At 39.1% G+C, this 21,214-nt stretch carries 8 protein-coding genes; 6 read left to right on the forward strand and 2 right to left on the reverse strand.

What is annotated here, in order from left to right; genetic code table 11:
• Nucleotides 1–221: 221 nt before the first annotated feature.
• The 6 genes from A6A20_RS05920 to glpQ all read left to right on the forward strand — a co-directional run bounded on the left by A6A20_RS05920 (nt 222) and on the right by glpQ (nt 15,313).
• Entirely contained in the window at nt 222–9,143 is an 8,922-nt protein-coding gene (locus tag A6A20_RS05920) for a YadA-like family protein (RefSeq protein ID WP_279572580.1), read from the forward strand.
• Between the two features lie 478 nt (nt 9,144–9,621).
• A complete protein-coding gene (upp, locus tag A6A20_RS05925) occupies nt 9,622–10,248 on the forward strand; it encodes a uracil phosphoribosyltransferase (RefSeq protein ID WP_279572581.1) in 627 nt (208 codons plus the stop codon).
• A gap of 120 nt (nt 10,249–10,368) precedes the next feature.
• A complete protein-coding gene (locus A6A20_RS05930; protein ID WP_279572582.1) occupies nt 10,369–11,622 on the forward strand; it encodes a nucleobase:cation symporter-2 family protein in 1,254 nt (417 codons plus the stop codon).
• Between the two features lie 42 nt (nt 11,623–11,664).
• Nucleotides 11,665–12,360, forward strand: coding sequence for a DnaA inactivator Hda (hda, locus tag A6A20_RS05935; RefSeq protein ID WP_279572583.1), 696 nt, complete (start codon nt 11,665–11,667; stop codon nt 12,358–12,360).
• A gap of 349 nt (nt 12,361–12,709) precedes the next feature.
• Nucleotides 12,710–14,155, forward strand: a complete 1,446-nt coding sequence (gene glpT / locus A6A20_RS05940) for a glycerol-3-phosphate transporter (protein ID WP_279572584.1) — start codon at nt 12,710–12,712, stop codon at nt 14,153–14,155.
• 78 nt (nt 14,156–14,233) lie between these two features.
• Nucleotides 14,234–15,313, forward strand: coding sequence for a glycerophosphodiester phosphodiesterase (gene glpQ / locus A6A20_RS05945; RefSeq protein ID WP_279572585.1), 1,080 nt, complete (start codon nt 14,234–14,236; stop codon nt 15,311–15,313).
• Nucleotides 15,314–15,780: 467 nt separating this feature from the next.
• Here the strand turns inward: glpQ and A6A20_RS05950 are convergent, their stop codons facing one another.
• Both A6A20_RS05950 and A6A20_RS05955 read right to left on the reverse strand, forming a co-directional pair.
• Entirely contained in the window at nt 15,781–19,116 is a 3,336-nt protein-coding gene (locus A6A20_RS05950; RefSeq protein ID WP_279572586.1) for a DEAD/DEAH box helicase family protein, read from the reverse strand.
• Entirely contained in the window at nt 19,116–21,197 is a 2,082-nt protein-coding gene (locus tag A6A20_RS05955; RefSeq protein WP_279572587.1) for a site-specific DNA-methyltransferase, read from the reverse strand. Before A6A20_RS05955 ends, A6A20_RS05950 begins: the two co-directional genes overlap by 1 nt.
• Nucleotides 21,198–21,214 lie beyond the last annotated feature (17 nt).

Consider the following 21,214-nt stretch of genomic DNA (forward strand, 5'->3'; position numbering starts at 1 on the left):
AACTCACCGCACTTTTTATTAACACAGCTTACAGGTTTCAGCATCTAACCTATCATTGCAACCTGATTTACAAGCATTTTATGTTTTAATACCTAAATTAGGTATTAATTTAACGATATTTACGGTTGTTATCATTGTCATTTATATCTATACTATAATCTCGAAATTTAATTGATGATTTTTACATATTATTACACATTTAATTTATTATAGGGCTCGTTATGAACAAAATTTTTAAAATTATTTGGAACAAAACTTTACAACGTTTAGTGGTTACCTCGGAATTAAGTAAAGGCGAATGTAAAGCAAGTAGCCATTCGCCAGAGGAGAAATCTCAAGGCAATGTCGCCTTATCATTTTGTAAATTCTTTGCCTTAAGTTTACCCGCCTTATTAGTATCAAATGTCGTAGGAGTCAATACCGCACATGCTATTATTTCAGGAAGTTGTACCAGTAAGTCCGACCCACAAAGTTGTGTAAAATTTCTGGATGGTCATGGATTAGTCATTGGTCCTGACTCAGCACAGGTAGAAGGGAATACCAATGGGGTAGCAATTGGTGCCGCCTCAAAAGCATTAGGTGCTTCAGCGGTAACTATCGGTGGCGGCACCGCAAAAGGAGGCTCCGCTGTATTATTGGGCTGGGGGGGGGTAAATGGGACTTCTTCCGTAGCCTTAGGGAACAGTTATGTTTCGGGTGATTACGGTATTGCGATGTCCGGTGGTAAAGTAGGCTCAATGCACAGCAACGGAACAAGAATTACAGATGGCTATGCTAGTATTGCGATGGGACAAAATTCCGTTTCTATGTATAAAAACTCTGTTGCAATTGGTCGAGATTCAAATACATACGCTGATGCTGCCACCGCATTAGGTTATGAAACAAAAGCATTAGGTGTAGGTTCCTTATCATTAGGTTACGCCGCTAGAACCAACCAAGAAGGGACTGTTGCTATTGGCTATAATGCAAATGCTTCTGACGGTAAAAGTGCTGTCGCATTAGGGAAAGACTCTAAAGCCCTTAACGAAAATGCTTTGGCGTTGGGATATAATACCTCAGCAAGTAACTATAGCTCCCTTGCCGTTGGTACCTCCGCTAACGCTTCTGGAAAATTTGCTATTGCGATTGGTGATATTGCCAAGTCATCTGGCGAACAATCATTAGCCCTTGGGGTAAATTCCAACGCCAGTGCGAATTATGCAACGGCAATTGGTACGAATGCTAATGCTAATGCGGCAAATTCTGTGGCATTAGGTTCTAACTCTGTTGCCGCTGCTACGACGATTGCAACCAATACTCAAGCCTATCTTACACAAACAACCAATTCCGATACAACCAGTGGCGTGGTTTCCGTAGGGAGCGATAACGTAAAACGCCGTATTATTAATGTAGCAGGTGGTCAAGACGATAACGATGTCGTGGTTGTCGCTCAATTAAAAGAAGCTCAAAATAACTTAAAATCTGTTTTAGGTAGCAATGCAACCATTGGTAGCGATGGTAAAGTTACCCTGAATAATGTGGGTGGCACAGGAAAAACAACGATAGAAGAAGCTATCAGAGAAGTTAATACACAAGCTACGAAAAAGATTACCTTTAATGGCGATACGGGTACAGGTGTGCAAAAAGGCTTGGGCGATACCATTACCGTTAAAGGCGGTGCGGATAGCACAACGACAACCGCTGCCAATAATATTAAAGTTACCGCTGGCGGTGATAGCCTGTTAGTCGAGCTAGCGAAAGATGTGAATTTAACCAGCAGTGGTAGCCTTACTGTGGGAAATACAAAAGTCTCTGCTGATGGTGTTCTCTTTACTGACAGTTCTGTCAATCTAAATAGCAATGGCTTAGATATGGGCGGCAAAAAAATCTCCAATATGTCCAATGCCACGCTATCCGCAACCTCCAAAGAAGCCGTAACAGGGCAACAACTTTTTGCGGTAAGTGAAAAAATTGCGAAAGGGATTAAATTTGGTAACGCTACAACACAAAACACGTTCAATTTAGGCGATAGCATTAAAGTAGAGGGTGGCGATAATATTGAGGTAACCACTACCTCAACAGGCGTTAAAATCGCTCTAACGGGAAATATCAACACTGGCAGTTCAAGCGAAAATAAATACTTCAAAGCAAATTCCACTGGAACGGCGGCAAGTGCAACAGGAACAGATGCCATTGCGATTGGTGTTAGCTCAATTTCTAACAATGCAAGCACCATTGCTATGGGTAATGCCGCTAATGCACAGGGCGAAAGTTCAATTGCTATTGGACAAAAAGCGGTAGCAAATAGTGCTGATGCCATTGTCATTGGACGTGAGTCAAAAACGACATCATTAACTCATGGTAATGAAATTGTTATTGGGGTAAATGCCACAGGTAATGGTACTGGCTCAATTGTGCTAGGGACAAATAGTACAGGCAATGCAAGTAGTGTAGTAATTGGTTATAACTCAACAGGTGATAGCGGAGCAACCGTACTAGGTGGGCAAGCTAATGCAACAAAAACTGCCGTTGCCTTAGGTTATCAAGCAAATGCTAGCATAAATAACTCTGTGGCAATTGGTTCATTATCTAAAGTTATAGAAAGCGATAAAGTAACTGCAGAAACGACATCATATCGCACCGCAAAAGACCAAAGTAAAGCAGGGATTGTGTCAGTGGGTAGTAGCACCATTGCTCGCCGTATTACCAATGTCGCCGATGGTGTGCTAGATGATGATGTGGTAACTGTGGCACAATTAAAAGATGTAGCAACAAGCAATTTAAGTTTTACGGCAGATTCAGGGGAGACCGTTAATCGCACGTTAGGGCAATCTTTAGCCATTAAAGGGGGTGCGACAGGCACAACAACAAGCGATAAAAATATTAAAGTTACTACGGATACTGAGAATGGCACTTTAAATGTTGAGTTAGTAAAAGACGTTAAATTGGGTTCTGACGGTAGTTTAACCGTCGATAAAACCAAAGTAAGTTCAGATGGCATTACCTTTGATGGTGGCAATGCAAGTCTCAATAGCAACGGTTTAACTATTACTGATGGCCCAAATGTAACTACCGATGGTATTGACGCTGGTAATAAAAAAATCAGCAATGTGGCAAATGGCACAAGCAATGGCGATGCGGTAAATTATCAACAGTTTACTACATTAAAACAAGAGGGCATTAAAGTTGGTAACGGTACAACAAATTATACCTTTGCTCTAAATAGTACGGTTAATATCACTGGCGATAGCAATATTCTTTCTACTGCCTCAGCAAATGGCATTGCCTTATCTTTAGCAAATACCATTACTATTGGTGGTGATAAAAAGATTACCATTAATGGCACCGATGGCACCATTACAGGCTTAACCAATACTAGCTGGGATAAAGATAATATTACAAGTGGGAGAGCCGCAACGGAAGACCAATTACAAGCCGCTATTAAAGATATAACAAGCAGTCAAAATAGTGGATCTTCTTATTCTGGTTGGACATTAACCACTGCCGCCACAACAGGAGGCACTGTATCTGGTACAGAAGAGAAATCTATTGGCGAAAATGCTAAGGTAACCATTGAGGCTGGTAATAACATTAACCTTACCCAAGAGGGCGGTAAGATCACTATTGCAACTGGTAGCAATGTTTCAGCAGATAAAGTGGAAACCAAAACCATTCAAATGGGGGGAACAACTTCAGACGGAACTACCACAGGAGCAACTACCATTGCTATCGCTGGTAAAGATGGTGCGAATGGCACTAATGGCGATAATGGAACCAGTGGTGTTGCTGGAGCAAACAATTTAGATGATAAGAGCATGACTCGTATTGTTTACACTGACTCTGATGGCACACATACCGTTGCAACCTTGGAAGATGGCTTGAAGTTTAAAGGCGATAATGAGGACGTTGTAACACGTAAATTAAACGAACAGTTAGAGATTACTGGCGGAGCGACTGGCGATGTAACAACTAAGAAAAATATCAAGGTAACCTCAAATACGGCTGGAACGATTGCCATCGAATTAGCAAAAAATATTGATCTAGGCAGCGATGGTAGCTTATTAGTGGATAAAACCAAAGTAAGTGCCGATGGTATTACCTTTGAAGGTGGCAAAGCCAGCTTAAATAGCAATGGCTTAACCATTACTGATGGTCCAAGTGTAACTACCGCTGGTATTAATGCAGGCGGTAAGGCTATTACCAATGTGGGTGATGGTAGTGTTACAAAAAACTCTAAAGAGGTGGTTACTGGTGGACAATTGTTTGATGTGAAAACATCTGCAGAAACAGCTAATAAGGGCTGGAAATTAGGTGTTGAAAAAGGCGATGGAGCCATTGATGATAAAGCTACTACTGATGATGCGAAAACCATAAAACCAGAAGAAACTCTTACTGTTGTTGCTGGCAAAAATGTGAAGTTAAGTCGTGATGAATCAGGCAAATTAACTATTGAAACCAGTGGCGATGTTTCAGCAGACAAAATTGAAACAAAAGAAGTTGTAATTAATGGAAGCGGTAATGACAATGGCACAGCTACCTTAGCTCTTAAAGGAAAAGATGGCGTAACTGGAGAAGACGGAACTAAAGGGGCAGCAGGTGTTGATGGAAATAATATTACTCGTCTTGTGTATAACGATGGTACAACAGATCATACTGTCGCCACTTTAGATGATGGCTTGAAGTTTAAAGGCGATAATGAGGATGTTGTAACACGCAAATTAAACGAACAGTTAGAGATTACTGGCGGAGCGACTGGCGATGTAACAACTAAGAAAAATATCAAGGTAACCTCAAATACGGCTGGAACGATTGCCATCGAATTAGCAAAAAATATTGATCTAGGCAGCGATGGTAGCTTATTAGTGGATAAAACCAAAGTAAGTGCCGATGGTATTACCTTTGAAGGTGGCAAAGCCAGCTTAAATAGCAATGGCTTAACCATTACTGATGGTCCAAGTGTAACTACCGCTGGTATTGACGCAGGCGGTAAGACTATTACCAATGTGGGCGATGGTAGTCTTGCGGAAAATTCCAAAGATGTGGTAACAGGTGGACAGTTATTTACTGTGCAACAGTCCGTAAATAAAGCCAATAAAGGATGGACATTAGCTGTTGAAAAAGGCGATGGAGCCATTGATGATAAAGCAACAGGTGATGCGAAAACAATTACTCCAGAAGAAACTCTTACTGTTGTTGCTGGTAAAAATGTGAAGTTAAGTCGTGATGAATCAGGCAAATTAACTATTGAAACCAGTGGCGATGTTTCAGCAGACAAAATTGAAACAAAAGAAGTTGTAATTAATGGAAGCGGTAATGACAACGGCACAGCTACCTTAGCGCTTAAAGGAAAAGATGGTGTAACTGGAGAAGACGGAACTAAAGGGGCAGCAGGTGTTGATGGAAATAATATTACTCGTCTTGTGTATAACGATGGTACAACAGATCATACTGTCGCTACTTTAGATGATGGCTTGAAGTTCAAAGGCGATAATGATGCTGTTGTAACACGTAAATTAAACGAACAGTTAGATATTACTGGTGGAGCAACTGGCGATGTAACCACTGCCAAAAACATTAAAGTTACGTCAAATACCACCACAGGAACAATTGCCATCGAATTAGCAAAAGATATTAATTTAGGTAGCAATGGTAGCTTACTCGTAGGCAATACCAAAGTAAGTGCTGATAACATTACCTTTGGCGATGATACTAATGGTAAAACTGTTATTAATAAAGACGGTATTACTATTACCCCAAGTGAAACAGGAGCAACGCAAATTTCACTAACCAAAGATGGAATTAGTGGGGCAAAAGTTGAATCAGATGAAGTTGTGATTAACGGAAAAGGCGAAGACCGTAGCTCAAACGCCACCTTAGTTGTTAATGGCAAAGATGGCGCTAAAGGTGTTGATAATACAAGTATTACACGTATTGAATATACCGATAATAATAACCAAAAACAAACTGTGGCAACATTAAATGACGGTATGAAATTTGGTGCAAACAATGGCTCTGCATATCAAGCTAAGCTAAATAGCCAAGTAAATATTCAAGGTGCCGTTGCTAATAGTGATTGGTCTAAGTTTGATTCAGGTAAAAACATTATGAGCCAAGTTGATAGCTCGGGTAATATTACCATTGCGCTAGCGAAAGCACTAACTGGTTTAGACAGTGTAACCTTTGGCGATGATGATAATGGTAAAGCCGTTATCAATAAAGACGGTATTACTATTACTCCAAAAGAGGGCGATACCATCAGCCTAACTAAAGATGGTATCAGTGGAGCAAAAGTTTCAAGCGATAATATTGAAACTAAAACTATCCAAATGGGGGGAACCACTTCAGAAGAAGGAACCACCACTGGTGCAACTACCATTGCCATAGCAGGTAAAGATGGTGTGAATGGCACTAATGGCGATAATGGAACCAATGGTGATGCTGGAGCGAAAAATCTAGATGATAATAGCATTACTCGGATTGTATACACCGATGCGGATAATAATTCTCATACTGTCGCAACCTTGGAAGATGGCTTGAAGTTTAAAGGCGATAATACTGATGTTGTAACACGTAAATTAAATGAACAGTTAAACATTACTGGTGGAGCAACTGGTAATGCAACTACGGCGAAAAACATTAAAGTTACGTCAAATACCACAACAGGAACAATTGCCATAGAACTAGCGAGAAATATTGATTTAGGCAGTGATGGTACCCTGCTTGTGGGTAAAACCAAAATCGATACGAATGGCATTACCTTTGGCGATGATACTAATGGTAAAACCGTTATTAATAAAAACGGTATTACTATTACCCCAAGTGAAGCAGGAGCAACGCCAATTTCACTAACTAAAGATGGAATTAGTGGGGCAAAAGTTGAATCAGATGAAGTTGTGATTAACGGAAAAGGCGAAGATAACACATCAAACGCCACCTTAGTTGTTAATGGCAAAGATGGCGCTAAAGGTGTTGATGATACAAGTATTACACGTATTGAATATACTGATAATAATGGTCAAAAACAAACAGTAGCAACCTTAAATGATGGTTTGGTATTTGGTGCGAACGATGGCTCCGCATATCAAGCTAAGCTAAATAGCCAAGTAAATATTCGAGGTGCCGTTGCTAATAGTGATTGGTCTAAGTTTGATTCAGGTAAAAACATTATGAGCCAAGTTGATAGCTCGGGTAATATTACCATTGCGCTAGCGAAAGCACTAACTGGTTTAGACAGTGTAACCTTTGGCGATGATGATAATGGTAAAACCGTTATTAATAAAAACGGTATTACCATTACCCCAAGTGAAGCAGGAGCAACGCCAATTTCACTAACCAAAGATGGAATTAGTGGGGCAAAAGTTGAATCAGATGAAGTTGTGATTAACGGGAAAGGCGAAGACAGTAGCTCAAACGCCACCTTGATTGTTAATGGCAAAGATGGGGCTAATGCTGTTGATGGTACAAGTATTACACGTATTGAATATACCGATAACAATAACCAAAAACAAACTGTAGCAACATTAAACGATGGTTTAACATTTAAAGGCGATGGAAACGAAATTGTTAAACGTAAATTAAACGAGCAGTTGAATGTTACTGGTGGAGAAACAACAGAAACTAATCTCACTGAATTAGCTGATAAAAATATCGGGGTTGTAGCAAATACCACGACAAATGCCTTAGAGGTTCGTTTAGCAAAAGAACTAAGTAATTTAACCAGTGCAACATTTGGTGAAATGGGAACTGCTACCGAGCCAGCTAATGGAACTTCCGTTGAAGCGAATTTAATTACCATGACGGATAGTAACGGTAATATTAGTCGTCATAGTGCTACTGAAATCAGTCTTACTGGTAATGGCAAAACCGTTAGTTTATCATTAGAAAAAGGGCTAAATAATGGTGGAAATCAAATTACCAATGTCGCAAGTGGCTTAGGTGAAACGAAATTAGCTGAGGCTAAAGGTGATACATTAAATAATGTAGCCAACATCGGTGATTTACAAGGTGCGATTAACTCAATTACGAGTTCAAATAATGGTGGTGGTTTTGGTCTAAGTGATGAAAAAGGCAATACCATTACAGGAGATTTAGGTAGTGAGATTAACATTAAAGGTGATGGTACAAATATTACAACCGAAGTTAAAGATAACGCTCTAAATGTTAAGCTAAATAAACACTTAGATTTAACTTCCGATGGCAGTATTGAAATTGGCGATACATACATTGATACCGTTGGCGTTACCGTTGACAATGTTGCTCTAACTAAAGACGGATTAAATATTGAAGGTATCGTCAAAGTTACCAATACAGGCGTTGCCGTTGGCGATATTAGTATCTCCAAAGATAGTGGTATTGATGCTGGCAATAAAACGATTGATAACCTTGCTGACGTTACCATTGAGGAGGGTAGCAAAAAAGCGGTTAATGCAGGTCAAATTTACGAATTGAAAAATAGTGGAATGACATTCCAAGGCGATGATGGCATAACCGTTAAACGTGAATTAGGTAGTACATTCAATATTATTGGTGGAGCAAATAATAATTTATCTGACAACAATATTGGAGTAGTCGCTTCTGGATCAGATGGAGTGAAAGTTAAACTCGCTAAAGATCTCCAAGAGATGAATAGTACCACTTATGTTGCAAAAACAACTCAAGCTGATGGTTCAGTAACAACAACGTCAACCACTGTTGTCGATGGAACTGGAGTTACTATAAAACCAGCTAATGGAGATGATACTTCAATCGTAAGTTTAACCGACAAAGGCTTGAATAATGGTGGTAATAGAATTACGAATATTGCTAGTGGCGAAGTGAAAGAAGGTTCAACTGATGCTATTACAGGCGGTCAATTCTATACCTTAAGCCAGCAAGTAAACAATAACAGACAAGCTGTTCAACATTTGGCGAAAGAAATGAACCGAATGGATCGTCGTTTACGAAGCGGTATTGCAGGTGCAGTTGCAATGGCTGGTTTACCACAGGCGTCATTATCAGGACAAAATACTTTTGCTATTTCCGCAGGTACATATGGTGGTGAAAATGCCGTAGCAATGGGTTACTCAAAAGTAAGTGATTCTGGTAAAGTGATGCTTAAATTATCAGGTAGCACCAATTCTCGAGGCGATATGTCTGGTAGTGTAGGTGTTGGCTTTAGCTGGTAACTTAAAAAATCATACAATCACCTCCAATATTATAGGGGGTGATTGATTATTGCTAGAATTGTAATTATGACTTTCATAATCCAATGCCTATCTAGCTCTATAAATAAGAGTAGAAAAATATTTTTCTACTCTTATTTCGTTTAAAAATTTGCATAATGGGCAAAATAGTTACTAAAAAGTGTCCTGAAACCTTACTGTATAAAGCATCAACTCGCTTTTTTGAAAATTAATAAAAGCTCATTCATTCACTTAAATTTGAGTATTAAAAAACATACCATTCAAAATATATGCGTGCTGTATTGCCTTGCTTGGGTAACTTAGCAGATATGTACATCATTCTTATTTTATTGACTGTAAAACCACTAAAGTATAAAAAGTGCGGTCATTTTTGCGAGAAATTCATTTTTTCACTGTTCATTCCCGTTATTCTGATTTAAAATTCGTTGATTTGTGTTGAATAAGGCAAAAGGAGCAGATAATGAAAATCGTGGAAGTGAAACACCCTTTGGTTAAACATAAACTGGGCTTAATGCGAGCCGCTAATATTAATACCAAACATTTCCGTGAATTAGCCACCGAAGTGGGCAGTTTATTAACCTATGAAGCCACTGCGGATTTAGAAACCGAAAAAGTGATTATTGACGGTTGGTGCGGTCAAGTGGAAGTGGATCGTATTAAGGGGAAAAAAGTTACTGTCGTGCCGATTTTGCGTGCAGGTTTGGGTATGATGGACGGGGTGTTAGAGCATATTCCCAGTGCCAGAATTAGTGTAGTAGGGATTTATCGTGATGAAGAAACCTTGCAACCTGTGCCTTATTTCCAAAAATTAGCAAGTGATTTATCCGAACGTTTAGCCATTGTGGTTGATCCTATGCTTGCCACTGGTGGTTCAATGATTGCAACCATTGATTTATTAAAGCAAAAAGGCTGTAATCAAATTAAGGTGTTAGTGCTAGTCGCTGCCCCTGAGGGGATTACCGCATTACAACAGGCTCACCCTGATATTGAGCTTTATACCGCCTCTATTGATCAATGTCTAAATGAGAAAGGCTATATTGTGCCGGGCTTGGGCGATGCAGGCGATAAAATCTTTGGGACGAAATAAGTTGAAGTGCGGTCTATTTTACAAAAATTTTTGCTAAACAGACCGCACTTTTTCTATCTTTCTATCAATCCTTTTATTAATCCATTAACAAAGTTAATTCAGTCAGAGAGTTGAAACTTTATGCAAAATGAACAAAATGTGGCGATACAAAGCCAACCAAAACAAGCCTTTGTGGGCTTACAAATGTTATTTGTTGCCTTTGGGGCATTGGTACTTGTCCCTTTAATTACAGGGCTTGATGCCAATACCGCATTATTAACCGCCGGCATTGGTACATTATTATTCCAATTTTGTACTGGTCGCCAAGTGCCGATTTTCCTAGCTTCTTCTTTTGCCTTTATTGCCCCAATTCAATATGGTATCCAAACTTGGGGCATTTCGGTAACCATGGGCGGTTTGGTGTTTACGGGCTTGGTCTATTTTGCCTTGAGTGCCTTAGTGAAAGTAAAAGGGGCTGAGGCGTTACAACGGGTTTTTCCCCCTGTGGTGGTAGGGCCTGTGATTATTATTATCGGTATGGGGTTAGCCCCTGTGGCAGTGGATATGGCATTGGGTAAAAACAGTAGCTATGCTTACAATGATGCCATTTTGGTGTCAATGGTTACCCTGATTACCACCTTAGTCGTTGCAGTGTTTGCCAAGGGAATGATGAAATTAGTGCCGATTATGTTTGGTATTTTGGTGGGCTATATCCTTTGTTTATGCCTTGGTTTAATTGATTTCCAACCTGTATTTGATGCCCCTTGGTTTAGCCTACCACAGCTTACCACACCAGAATTTAAATTAGAGGCTATTCTCTATTTATTACCTATTGCTATCGCCCCAGCGGTGGAACATGTGGGCGGTATTATGGCGATTAGCTCAGTAACAGGCAAAGATTTTTTAAAAAAACCGGGATTGCACCGCACTTTATTGGGGGACGGTATTGCCACTTCTGCCGCATCATTTCTTGGCGGTCCACCAAATACCACTTATGCGGAAGTAACAGGGGCAGTGATGCTTACGCGTAATTTCAATCCGAATATTATGACTTGGGCAGCAGTTTGGGCGATTGCTATTTCTTTTTGTGGTAAAGTGGGGGCATTTCTCTCCACCATTCCAACCATTGTGATGGGCGGGATTATGATGCTAGTTTTTGGCTCTATTGCCGTTGTGGGTATGAGTACCCTAATTCGAGCCAAAGTTGACGTTACAGAGGCACGCAACCTTTGCATTATTTCTGTGGTAATGACCTTTGGTATTGGCGGTATGTTTGTTAATGTTGGTGAAATTTCCCTAAAAGGTATTAGTTTATGTGCGGTGGTAGCAATTTTGCTCAATTTAATTTTACCTAAAACCAAAAATTCAGAAATTAGCCAAGATCACCAGAAATAAGATAAAATACGCAAGCGAGCAAAATAACATTAAGGTGAGTTTTTGACCGAACAACTTCCGTTACCCATTCATCAAATTGATGATGATACATTGCAAAATTTTTATGGTGGCAATAATTTATTGCTACTTAATTCTTTGCAAGCTAACTTTAGCCAATTATGCCAACCCTTCTTTTTTATTTGGGGAACGGCAAGTAGTGGCAAAACTCACTTGCTCAAAGCCATTTCTAACCATTTTCTGTTGGCACAACGCCCAGCCATTTATGTACCGCTTAAGGAATCTCGCTATTTTTCTCCAGCAGTGCTAGACAACCTAGAACAGCAAGCCGCAGTGTGTTTAGATGATATTCATACTGTACTCGGCGATCTGCAATGGGAAGAAGCGATTTTTGATTTAATTAATCGCATAAAAGAAAATGGCAAAACACTTTTAGTGATTAGCGCTGATCATTCTGTCAAAACCCTACCTATTAAGTTAGCAGATTTAGCCTCAAGATTAACGTGGGGCGAAACCTATCAATTACAGCCCTTAGATGATGAACAAAAAATTGAGGTATTACAACAAAAAGCTCAACGCCGAGGTATAGAGCTACCTAATGATACCGCCAATTTTTTATTAAAACGTTTAGAACGTGATAGCCACACTTTATTTAATGTACTTGAACAATTAGATAAAGCCTCACTACAAGCAAAACGCAAATTAACCATTCCCTTTGTAAAAGAAATTTTGGCGTTATAAGTATAGTCGTTTTCATTTGAAATAAGTAAGATAGTACATCGCAGATAGCCAAATAGTACAAAACCATGCCAACGCCGTATTATTTTAAAATTGGGCAACCATATTTACCTCAACAAGGCTATTTGCTTTCATAATTAAACAAAATTATCCTTACAATAGGCAAAAAAGAACAGAAAGCTGAATTAAATGGATCTTTTTTGTTATTTTTCGCTCAAATAGTATAAATATATTGTGATAGCTATCACATTTAATCAACAAACTTTCCTATGTATTTTATTTTTATGTTATCTTGCCTTGGCAAAATTACCCTATTTTACGTTTTATAAACTACATTTAATTGGAGATGTTTATGTTTGGTCCATTCAAACCTGCTCCGCATATTGCGGAACTTCCTGCCAACAAAATAGATTCCACCTATAAACGCTTGCGTTGGCAGGTGTTTGCTGGGATCTTTTTTGGTTATGCAGCGTATTATTTTGTTCGTGCTAACTTTGATTTAGCACAACCCGGTTTAATTGCATCAGGAATGTATAATAAAGCCGAATTGGGGATTATTGGTACTGGGGCTGGTTTAGCTTACGGCTTATCAAAATTCTTTATGGCATCCCTTTCTGACCGCTCTAACCCAAAAGTCTTTTTGCCTTTTGGGCTATTATTGTCAGGTTTATGTATGACACTAATGGGCTTAATGCCTTGGGCAACATCAGGTATTTTAGTGATGTTTACCTTAATTTTCTTAAATGGTTGGTTCCAAGGTATGGGGTGGCCACCTTGTGGACGTACAATGGTGCATTGGTGGTCTAAGTCAGAACGTGGCTCAATCGTGTCAATTTGGAACTGTGCACATAACCTAGGCGGTATGGTGCCGGGTATGATGGTGTTGTTAGCAGGAGCGATTTACTATTCAACCCATGGCGTAGAGGCTACCGCCAAAGATATTTGGCAACAAGCCTTGTATTATCCGGGTATTGCAGCAATGATTGCATCTATCCCTATTTATTTTGTGATGAAAGATACCCCTCAATCTTGCGGTTTACCGGCGATTGAAAAATGGCGTAATGATTATCCTGATAATTATGATGAGAAAAAATCCGAGCAAGAACTTACCGCAAAAGAAATCTTTGTTACTTATGTTTTAAAAAATAAATTGTTATGGTATATCGCCATTGCAAATGTATTCGTCTATTTAATTCGTTATGGTGTATTAAAATGGTCGCCAGTTTATTTAAGCGAAGTAAAACATTTTAATATTAAAGGTACAGCTTGGGCTTACACCATTTATGAATTAGCCGCAATCCCGGGGACATTATTATGCGGCTGGGTATCAGATAAAATCTTTAAAGGCAAACGTGGGGTAACAGGTTTCGTGTTTATGATTTTAACCACCGTAGCTGTTACCGCTCTATGGCTAAATCCAGCAACACCTGATAATGAAATCGCCCAATATGCGGGACATGCTTGGTATGAAAATCCATATCAATTAACTGACTTCATTTTGATGACAACCATTGGTTTCTTAATTTATGGTCCAGTGATGTTAATTGGTTTACACGCCCTTGAGCTTGCACCGAAAAAAGCGGCAGGTACTTCTGCGGGCTTTACAGGATTATTTGGTTATCTTGGTGGTACAGTATCGGCATCAGCAGTCGTAGGTTGGGCAGCTGAGCATTACGGCTGGGACGGTGGTTTCTATGTGATGATTGGTGGCGGTGTTTTAGCGGTATTACTGATGTTCATCGTTATGGTGGCAGAAGGTAAACACAAAGCCAAACTTGAAGATCATTATGGTAAATAATTAACCAAACAATCAAAAGGAAGAATAACAATGTTCTTCCTTTTTTATTGTGTAAACCTTAATATTATGGAGAAAATAATGAAAGTAAAAACATTGGCAATATTGACCGCACTTATAAGTCTGACAGCTTGTACTCATCAAGTAAACATTATGAATAATCAAGAAAAATTAGTCATTGCCCATCGTGGTGCAAGTGGTTACTTACCTGAACACACTCTCGAAGCAAAAGCTTTAGCTTTTGGGCAACAAGCAGATTATCTAGAACAAGATCTTGTTATGACCAAAGATAATCATCTCATTGTTATTCACGATCATTTTTTAGATGGTCTTACTGATGTAGCAAAAAAATTTCCTAAACGTCATCGCCAAGATGGGCGTTATTATGTGATGGATTTTACCTTAGCAGAAATTAAGTCGCTAGAAATGACAGAAAATTTCACGCTCAAAGAGGGTAAACAAGTCCAAGTTTATCCAAATCGTTTTCCAATGTGGCAATCGCATTTTCGTATTCATACTTTTGAAGAAGAACTCGAATTTATCCAAGGTTTAGAAAAATCTACAGGCAAAAAAATTGGGATTTATCCAGAAATCAAAGCCCCTTGGTTACATCATCAAGAAGGCAAAGATATTGCGTTAGCCACCTTAAAAGTCCTGAAAAAATACGGTTATAGCAATAAAAATGATCGAGTTTATTTACAAACGTTCGACTTTAATGAATTGAAACGGATCAAAACAGAACTTTTACCGCAACTGGCAATGGACATAAAACTGGTACAATTAATCGCTTATAACGACTGGCAAGAAACCCAAGAAAAAAATGCTCAAGGGCAGTGGATTAATTATGATTATAATTGGATGTTTAACCAAGGTGCAATGAAAAAGATTGCTAAATATGCCGATGGGGTGGGGCCAGCTTGGTATATGTTAATTAATGATAAAACTTCGCAACCAAATCATATTGTTTATACCCCAATGGTTGTTGATATTGCAAGCACCAAACTTGAATTACACCCTTATACTGTTCGCCAAGATGCCTTACCTACTTTCTTTGATAATGTAGAACAAATGTACGATGCTTTATTAAATCAAGCAGGTGCAACCGGGATATTTACCGATTTCCCTGATACAGCGGTAAAATTTTTGAATAAAAATAATTAACCTTAAGAATCTAGTCGTTTCAATTTAAAATAAGACAAAGCGACACACCGAAGACAATACAATTAGTAGAGCCAGGTGTGTCAACACTGTATTATTTTAAATTGAGACGACTATACTGATACTTCCCAAACCTCAACTTTGGTCATTATCAATGGTAGATAGCCGAGCAGAATTAGAAAATATTTTGGATCAAGACAGTTTTTATCCTGATTTAGCTGGTTATCTGGCACTTGAGTTTGCAATGCTTCTTCTACAGTAGTGCGTTCGTTTATGGAATCAAGGCTATACAAAAACATTTTTTTAGGTTATTTGAGACCGCACTTCATTACTGAATTTTAGACTATTAAATCCATTATAGAGGATTGTGGTGGATATGGGAAAATAACATTTCAGTAGATAAAAATATCCGTTTACTCTCCTAAAGAGAGCAAACAGATAAATAACGAGCAATGATAAAAACTACCCCCCTACCCCAGCAAAATTCGCCCAAACATCTCTTCTAAATACCCACAATCCTCCTTCATAAACAAAATATTCTTTTCTTTTAGCATTTCTTCGGTTATCGTCTGGGCATTTATTAAGTCCTTACTATCGGTTACCGACAAAATAAACGCGTTTAACTGAATATCCAAAGCCAATTCTTTTTCTAGCCGTTTAACTTCCTCAGCAAGGGCGAATTTGGGATCGTTTAGGCTCATTTGGCGAATACCTTTGGGATCAATAAAATTAAGCCATTGTTTTTGATTGTCTTTATCTACAATCCATAACAAAAAATCAGGATAAAAATTGCCTGCTAAAGCAAAGCCCAAGCCTTTGGAACGATTGGCGGCGTTTCTGAGTAAATACAAATCCTTATCGCCAATCCATTTTGCCAATTCGCCGTTTTCAAAGGCGGATTGTAAGTCTTTAACAAATCGGATTTCACTCGCCTCATTCATATCCAAAGGTTGCATAGTAAAGGGGAGATTTTCCAGATTGTCTAAGTTTATCAATGGATAATATAAATGTGGTTTAAAACAAATTGCCGTAATGTTTTTACTGCCATTATTCCAGCTCAAAGCCTGTTGCAGTGTGCCATTTTCAACAATATTTTTTAATTCCATCAAGCGTTGATGGTATTCTTCTCCATCTTCGTTTGCTTGCTTGAATTTAAATAAATAGGTGTTTTGCAGTGAGGGGTGATTTTCGTCCACTTCTACGATTTGATAATATTGCCCTTCGTATAAAGCTTTGAGGCGTTGATAAAAGCGTTCGGTATAACGGCAAAGCAGTTCAATTAACCAACTTTGTTGTTTGTTAATATCAGCAAAGGTGTTGATAGTAAGTTCTTCATCAGGAGCATAGAGTTTGTACCAATGGTTTTGTTCGGCAAATTGACGCAAACACGCTTTGTCTAATTGCAAATTAAACCAGCTTTTTTTGAGTTTAAAATCCAACAAGGCAAGATAGATTTTGTCCCAATCAAAACATTCAAACACCCTTTTGTTAAACCGATTAACTTGACGCTTATCCATCACTGTTCGTTGTTCTTTGTGGCTGTGATAAAGTTCAATTTTGGGATAACAATCCAATTCTGCTTGTAAATTTGCCAATTGTCGTTGAATATTGTCGGTGTTGTTGTGCCAGTTTTCTGGAATTTCGTACAATTTTACCCGCACTTGGCGCTTGAAACCTTTTGCTTGATTGTCTTTGTAGCCGTCTTGTAAACGCAGGGTTTTAAGGCGCGCAGTTTGTAAATTCGGGCGGACTTTAAATTGAATTTCCAATAATTCATCGCTCGGTGTGATGCCCTCTTCGCGTAAATACTGTTTAAATTGTTCCATATAGCCTGCGGCAATACCGAAGATATTTAAAGTTTCCAGTTTTTCTAAATGAATGTTTTTCGGACGGTTTGCAGGTAGGCTGCGTTTCAGGGAAAAATCTTTACCTTTCAAACGCACACCACGCCCAAATAATTGAATAATTTGGCTACCTTCTTTTTTACCCATATTCAAAAGCCCCATCGTGGATACGCGCCAGCTTGACCAGCCAGCGGCAAATTTACGCGATCCGATAAGCAAATGAGTGGGGCTGTCGGTTTGGTTGATATGGTGAAACAGGCTGTCTGAAAAATCATCGCTGTCGCAGTCAAAAGCGGTTTGTTGCGCCGCGGTTTTATAAAAACTCGTCGCATCACCAATATTAATCACGCCAAAAGCAGAAGCATTCCCTACCGATAGCGCCAATTCGCCTGTGTTTTTTTTCAGCAAGGTCAAACGCAAACGCCCACGCGCGGTGGCATGAAAAAGGCGTTGCAACATATCCGCATAAAGATCAGACTCTTTGCCCAAAAATTCCATCAGTGGGGTAAAACGTCCAAAGAAAATATTGTTGCCCGCACGGTCGGTTAAGCGCGCGGTATCCGCTAATAAGTCGTGCAACCAGCTTTGTATGCGTGCGGGTTCGTTGCAAAATAGTGCCAAAAAGTTCAAGACTTTTAACACATCGCTATCTTCGTCCGCCACTTTGTTGCCCACAAAGACACATAGCGGTTTTTCAATGTTCCATTCACGCAGCGCTTGACGGTGCTTATCAAACAAATAAAGCTGTTGGTAAAATGCCAAAAGACAGGCGGTTAAATACACATCACTGTGCATTGCATAATCTTCATCTTTTAAATTCAAAATCAGGCTTTCTTTGCCGTAGCCATCTTCATAAAAAAACTTATATGAATAATCAAATAACACCGCTTTGGCATAGACTTCAAACATCGCCGTTTGTCTGGCTTGTTGTTTTTCCAAATCGGATAACGCAATTTGTGTTAATTGCGTTTCGTTTAGTCCATTTAGGGATCGTTTGCCAAACAGCAATTTGGCTTTGGCTTTGCGATATTCCTCTTCTTGTTCCAGCGCCGTTTTTGCGCCAACAACTGCCTGCCCAAAGGTTGCCGAATATTCAAAGGCAAAGCCTTTATCAATCAGCTTTTCACGGCGCGCTAACCATTCACTGCCCGACATACCACGATGCCCCTCGTCAATTAGCACCAAATTATTGCCCGCAAACGCCTCCACGGCGACGGTTTTCTCGCCTGTTTTATCCGCCAGTTTATTAATATCCATCACAAAGATCGTTTCTTGAAATAAACGTCCTGCATTTTTATCAAACAGCGTGGCTGAAAAGTCTGATTGTTCCAACTCCTGTAAGTGTTGCCGACTTAAATCCTCAGAGGGGGTCAAAATAATGATATTGTCTATTTTATCTTGCACATAATGCTGATATTGCAACAGATTGATATGCATTAACAAGGTTTTGCCACTGCCTGTGGCGCTCCAAAAGGCGATTTTATTGAGATCCTGCGCTTGATAAGGGGATAATTTGCGCGTTTGATCTTTATTATATTCCTCTAATACGCGATTTAATTGCGAAAGTAATGCCTCTTGACGATGAACATACCAATCCAAATAAATTTCCGTAAACAACAACGACAAGTATTGGAAATATTTCATTTCCAAAATATGCCCCTCTGCTTCATTGCGTTTGCTGGTAATTTTTTGCCAATGAGCAATAATATTCAAATCGTAACGGCGTAAATCCTGCTCCGAAAGCCGATCGTTTCTAAAAAACGCGCTGTTTAATTGCGCAAAAAAGTGCGTCTGCCCATCGTTGCCAAGTCCTAGCAAACGCTCATCGTTCAAACGTTCCTTAAATGCAGACAATTGCGTTTGATTGAATAAGGACAACAACCAACGATTAAGCAGCAAATGTTGATGAAAACTGCTTTTAGCTTGTGATTTTTCCCCTTTTTGTTTTGCTTTCTTCGCCATTACGCCTCCTCCCCAAACATCAAACGCAAAAATTCAGGTTCAATTGGACGCAATTTCAGTGCGCGTGTTTCGCTACCATCATCGCTTTGCCACAGTGTCGCAATATTGTGATCGCCATTCAGATAAACGACATCATATTGATTTGAATTGGGCTGAATATTGAGCTGTTCAAATAATTTGTCCACTTCTTGATAACTCACTTTGTTACCATCACGCCATACCAGCAAACAACTTTCACCATTCGGTAGCCGTCCCTCCACCAACACAAAACCGCGCGCCTCGCGCTTATCCGTCCATTTTGCCACACGCAAGCCAATTAAATAATGAAAGGTTTCCAGCAAATCAATGGTTTGACGACGATACGCGCCAGCTGAATCCGTTGCAATATTTAATTGATAGGCAAAGGGATTTTTAAAATGATCAGTATTGAGTAACGAACCTTTGCTTTCCACCGCCAACATATAACGCAATAAATAATCTTCACGCGCGCTTTCAGACAGGCTATCAAATAATTTCGCCTGCCCTTTTAATTCCAGATTATTGAGGGTATCTTCGTAACTTTCCAACTTGAGGACTTTCACCAACTGCGAAACACCGTTAAAGCCTTTGTCTTTATCCGCATCGGGCTTGCCGTTTTTCCATTTTTCGCTATAAATCACTTTTTGCACGCGCGGCTTGAGTACCGTGTCAAAATACTCGCCTTGTTCCACCAGAATATATTTGCGTTTTCCGCCATCGTCGCGGTTTAAATTAATCACCGCGTGGGCAGTGGTGCCAGAGCCTGCGAAGTAGTCAAGGGTTAAAGGTTCATTAATATAATTAGATGAGATATCAACAATTTGTTTTATAAGATTAATATTTTTCGGATTACTAAAATCATTAGTCAAAATATGATCAAGATCTCTTGTTCCATTAGAAGTTAAAAATCCTTCTTCCCACCAAGTTGTTACAGTTTGTCTTTTATTTATCATATCCTTAAGGTATGTTTTTTTCTGTATATTATTTTTTGTAACTACTAAATGACCTTGCTCATAAAGTTTATTCATTGTTTCAAAAGAATACCTCCAGTAACCAGAAACTCCCATAAATTCATAATAAGGATTTCCTTTTGACGCCCCTCCAGGTCCATCAACAGGAGTAAGTTTATATTTATCACCATTTTTATCTACCTTATTATATCCATCTAAATTGGCTATAACACCAAACATTTTTCTTTGACAGTGTATAGATAAGTAATCTTTAGAAAAAAATAGTAGAAAATTATGATTTTGAGAAATAATTTTATCGTTAGAGATAGAAGCCCTAGACTTATGGCAAATTGATGAAATAAAATTACTTGCACCATAAACCTCATCGCATAAAATCTTCAACTGCGCCTGCTCGTTATCGTCAATAGAAATAAAATTAACCCCATCTTGACGCAATAAAGAATAAGCGGCTAGCAATCGGTTTTCCATTAAAGACAACCAACTGGAATGTGGATAACCGTCCTTATAAATAAAACCATCATTTTGGGTATTATACGGCGGATCAATATAAATACATTTCACCTGCTCACGATAACGCGCTTGCAATAAATTCAGTGCTTGGAAATTATCGGCATGAATTAACACCCCATCGGTGCTGTCGTCCAAATCGTATTTATCAGACAACAAAGAAAGCAATTTCCATTGAAATTGAGTTGGGAAAAGTGAAGTATCTACCACCAAGTGCGGTTCGTTTTGCAAAAATTTTTTAATATCTCCCTGATAGACGTTTTTATCAAAATGAAATAAGCCTTGCCACTGACGCAACTGGTTTTCATTTGCCAACACTTCAGGCAGCAATTCTTCGGGCAGACGATCGAGAGTAACCAAATAATGACAGCTGGCAATAAATTTCTTTTTCAGCCACAATTTTTTCTGAAAATTTTCCAATTGCGCTAAAAAATCAATCAATTCAAGGGCAATGGTGCGCAGTACCTGAATTTGACGCAACGACGATTCAATCTGCTTAAAACCATCAGCGTGCTGGATATTCTCCAAGTGCATCACTTCGTTTTTGATATAAAAATCCAATTCGCGGCGCAAAAATTCGCCCAAGTCCTTATGAATAAAAT

Origin of the sequence: Volucribacter amazonae, assembly GCF_029783845.1 — a bacterium.
GTDB lineage: Bacteria > Pseudomonadota > Gammaproteobacteria > Enterobacterales > Pasteurellaceae > Volucribacter > Volucribacter amazonae.

Excerpts from the sequence above, each read along its gene's own strand:
- A6A20_RS05920 (WP_279572580.1), top strand. The coding sequence starts at position 222 with ATGAACAAAATTTTTAAAATTATTTGGAACAAAACTTTACAACGTTTA.
- upp (WP_279572581.1), top strand. The coding sequence starts at position 9,622 with ATGAAAATCGTGGAAGTGAAACACCCTTTGGTTAAACATAAACTGGGC.
- A6A20_RS05930 (WP_279572582.1), top strand. The coding sequence starts at position 10,369 with ATGCAAAATGAACAAAATGTGGCGATACAAAGCCAACCAAAACAAGCC.
- glpT (WP_279572584.1), top strand. The coding sequence starts at position 12,710 with ATGTTTGGTCCATTCAAACCTGCTCCGCATATTGCGGAACTTCCTGCC.
- glpQ (WP_279572585.1), top strand. The coding sequence starts at position 14,234 with ATGAAAGTAAAAACATTGGCAATATTGACCGCACTTATAAGTCTGACA.
- A6A20_RS05950 (WP_279572586.1), bottom strand. The coding sequence starts at position 19,116 with ATGGCGAAGAAAGCAAAACAAAAAGGGGAAAAATCACAAGCTAAAAGC.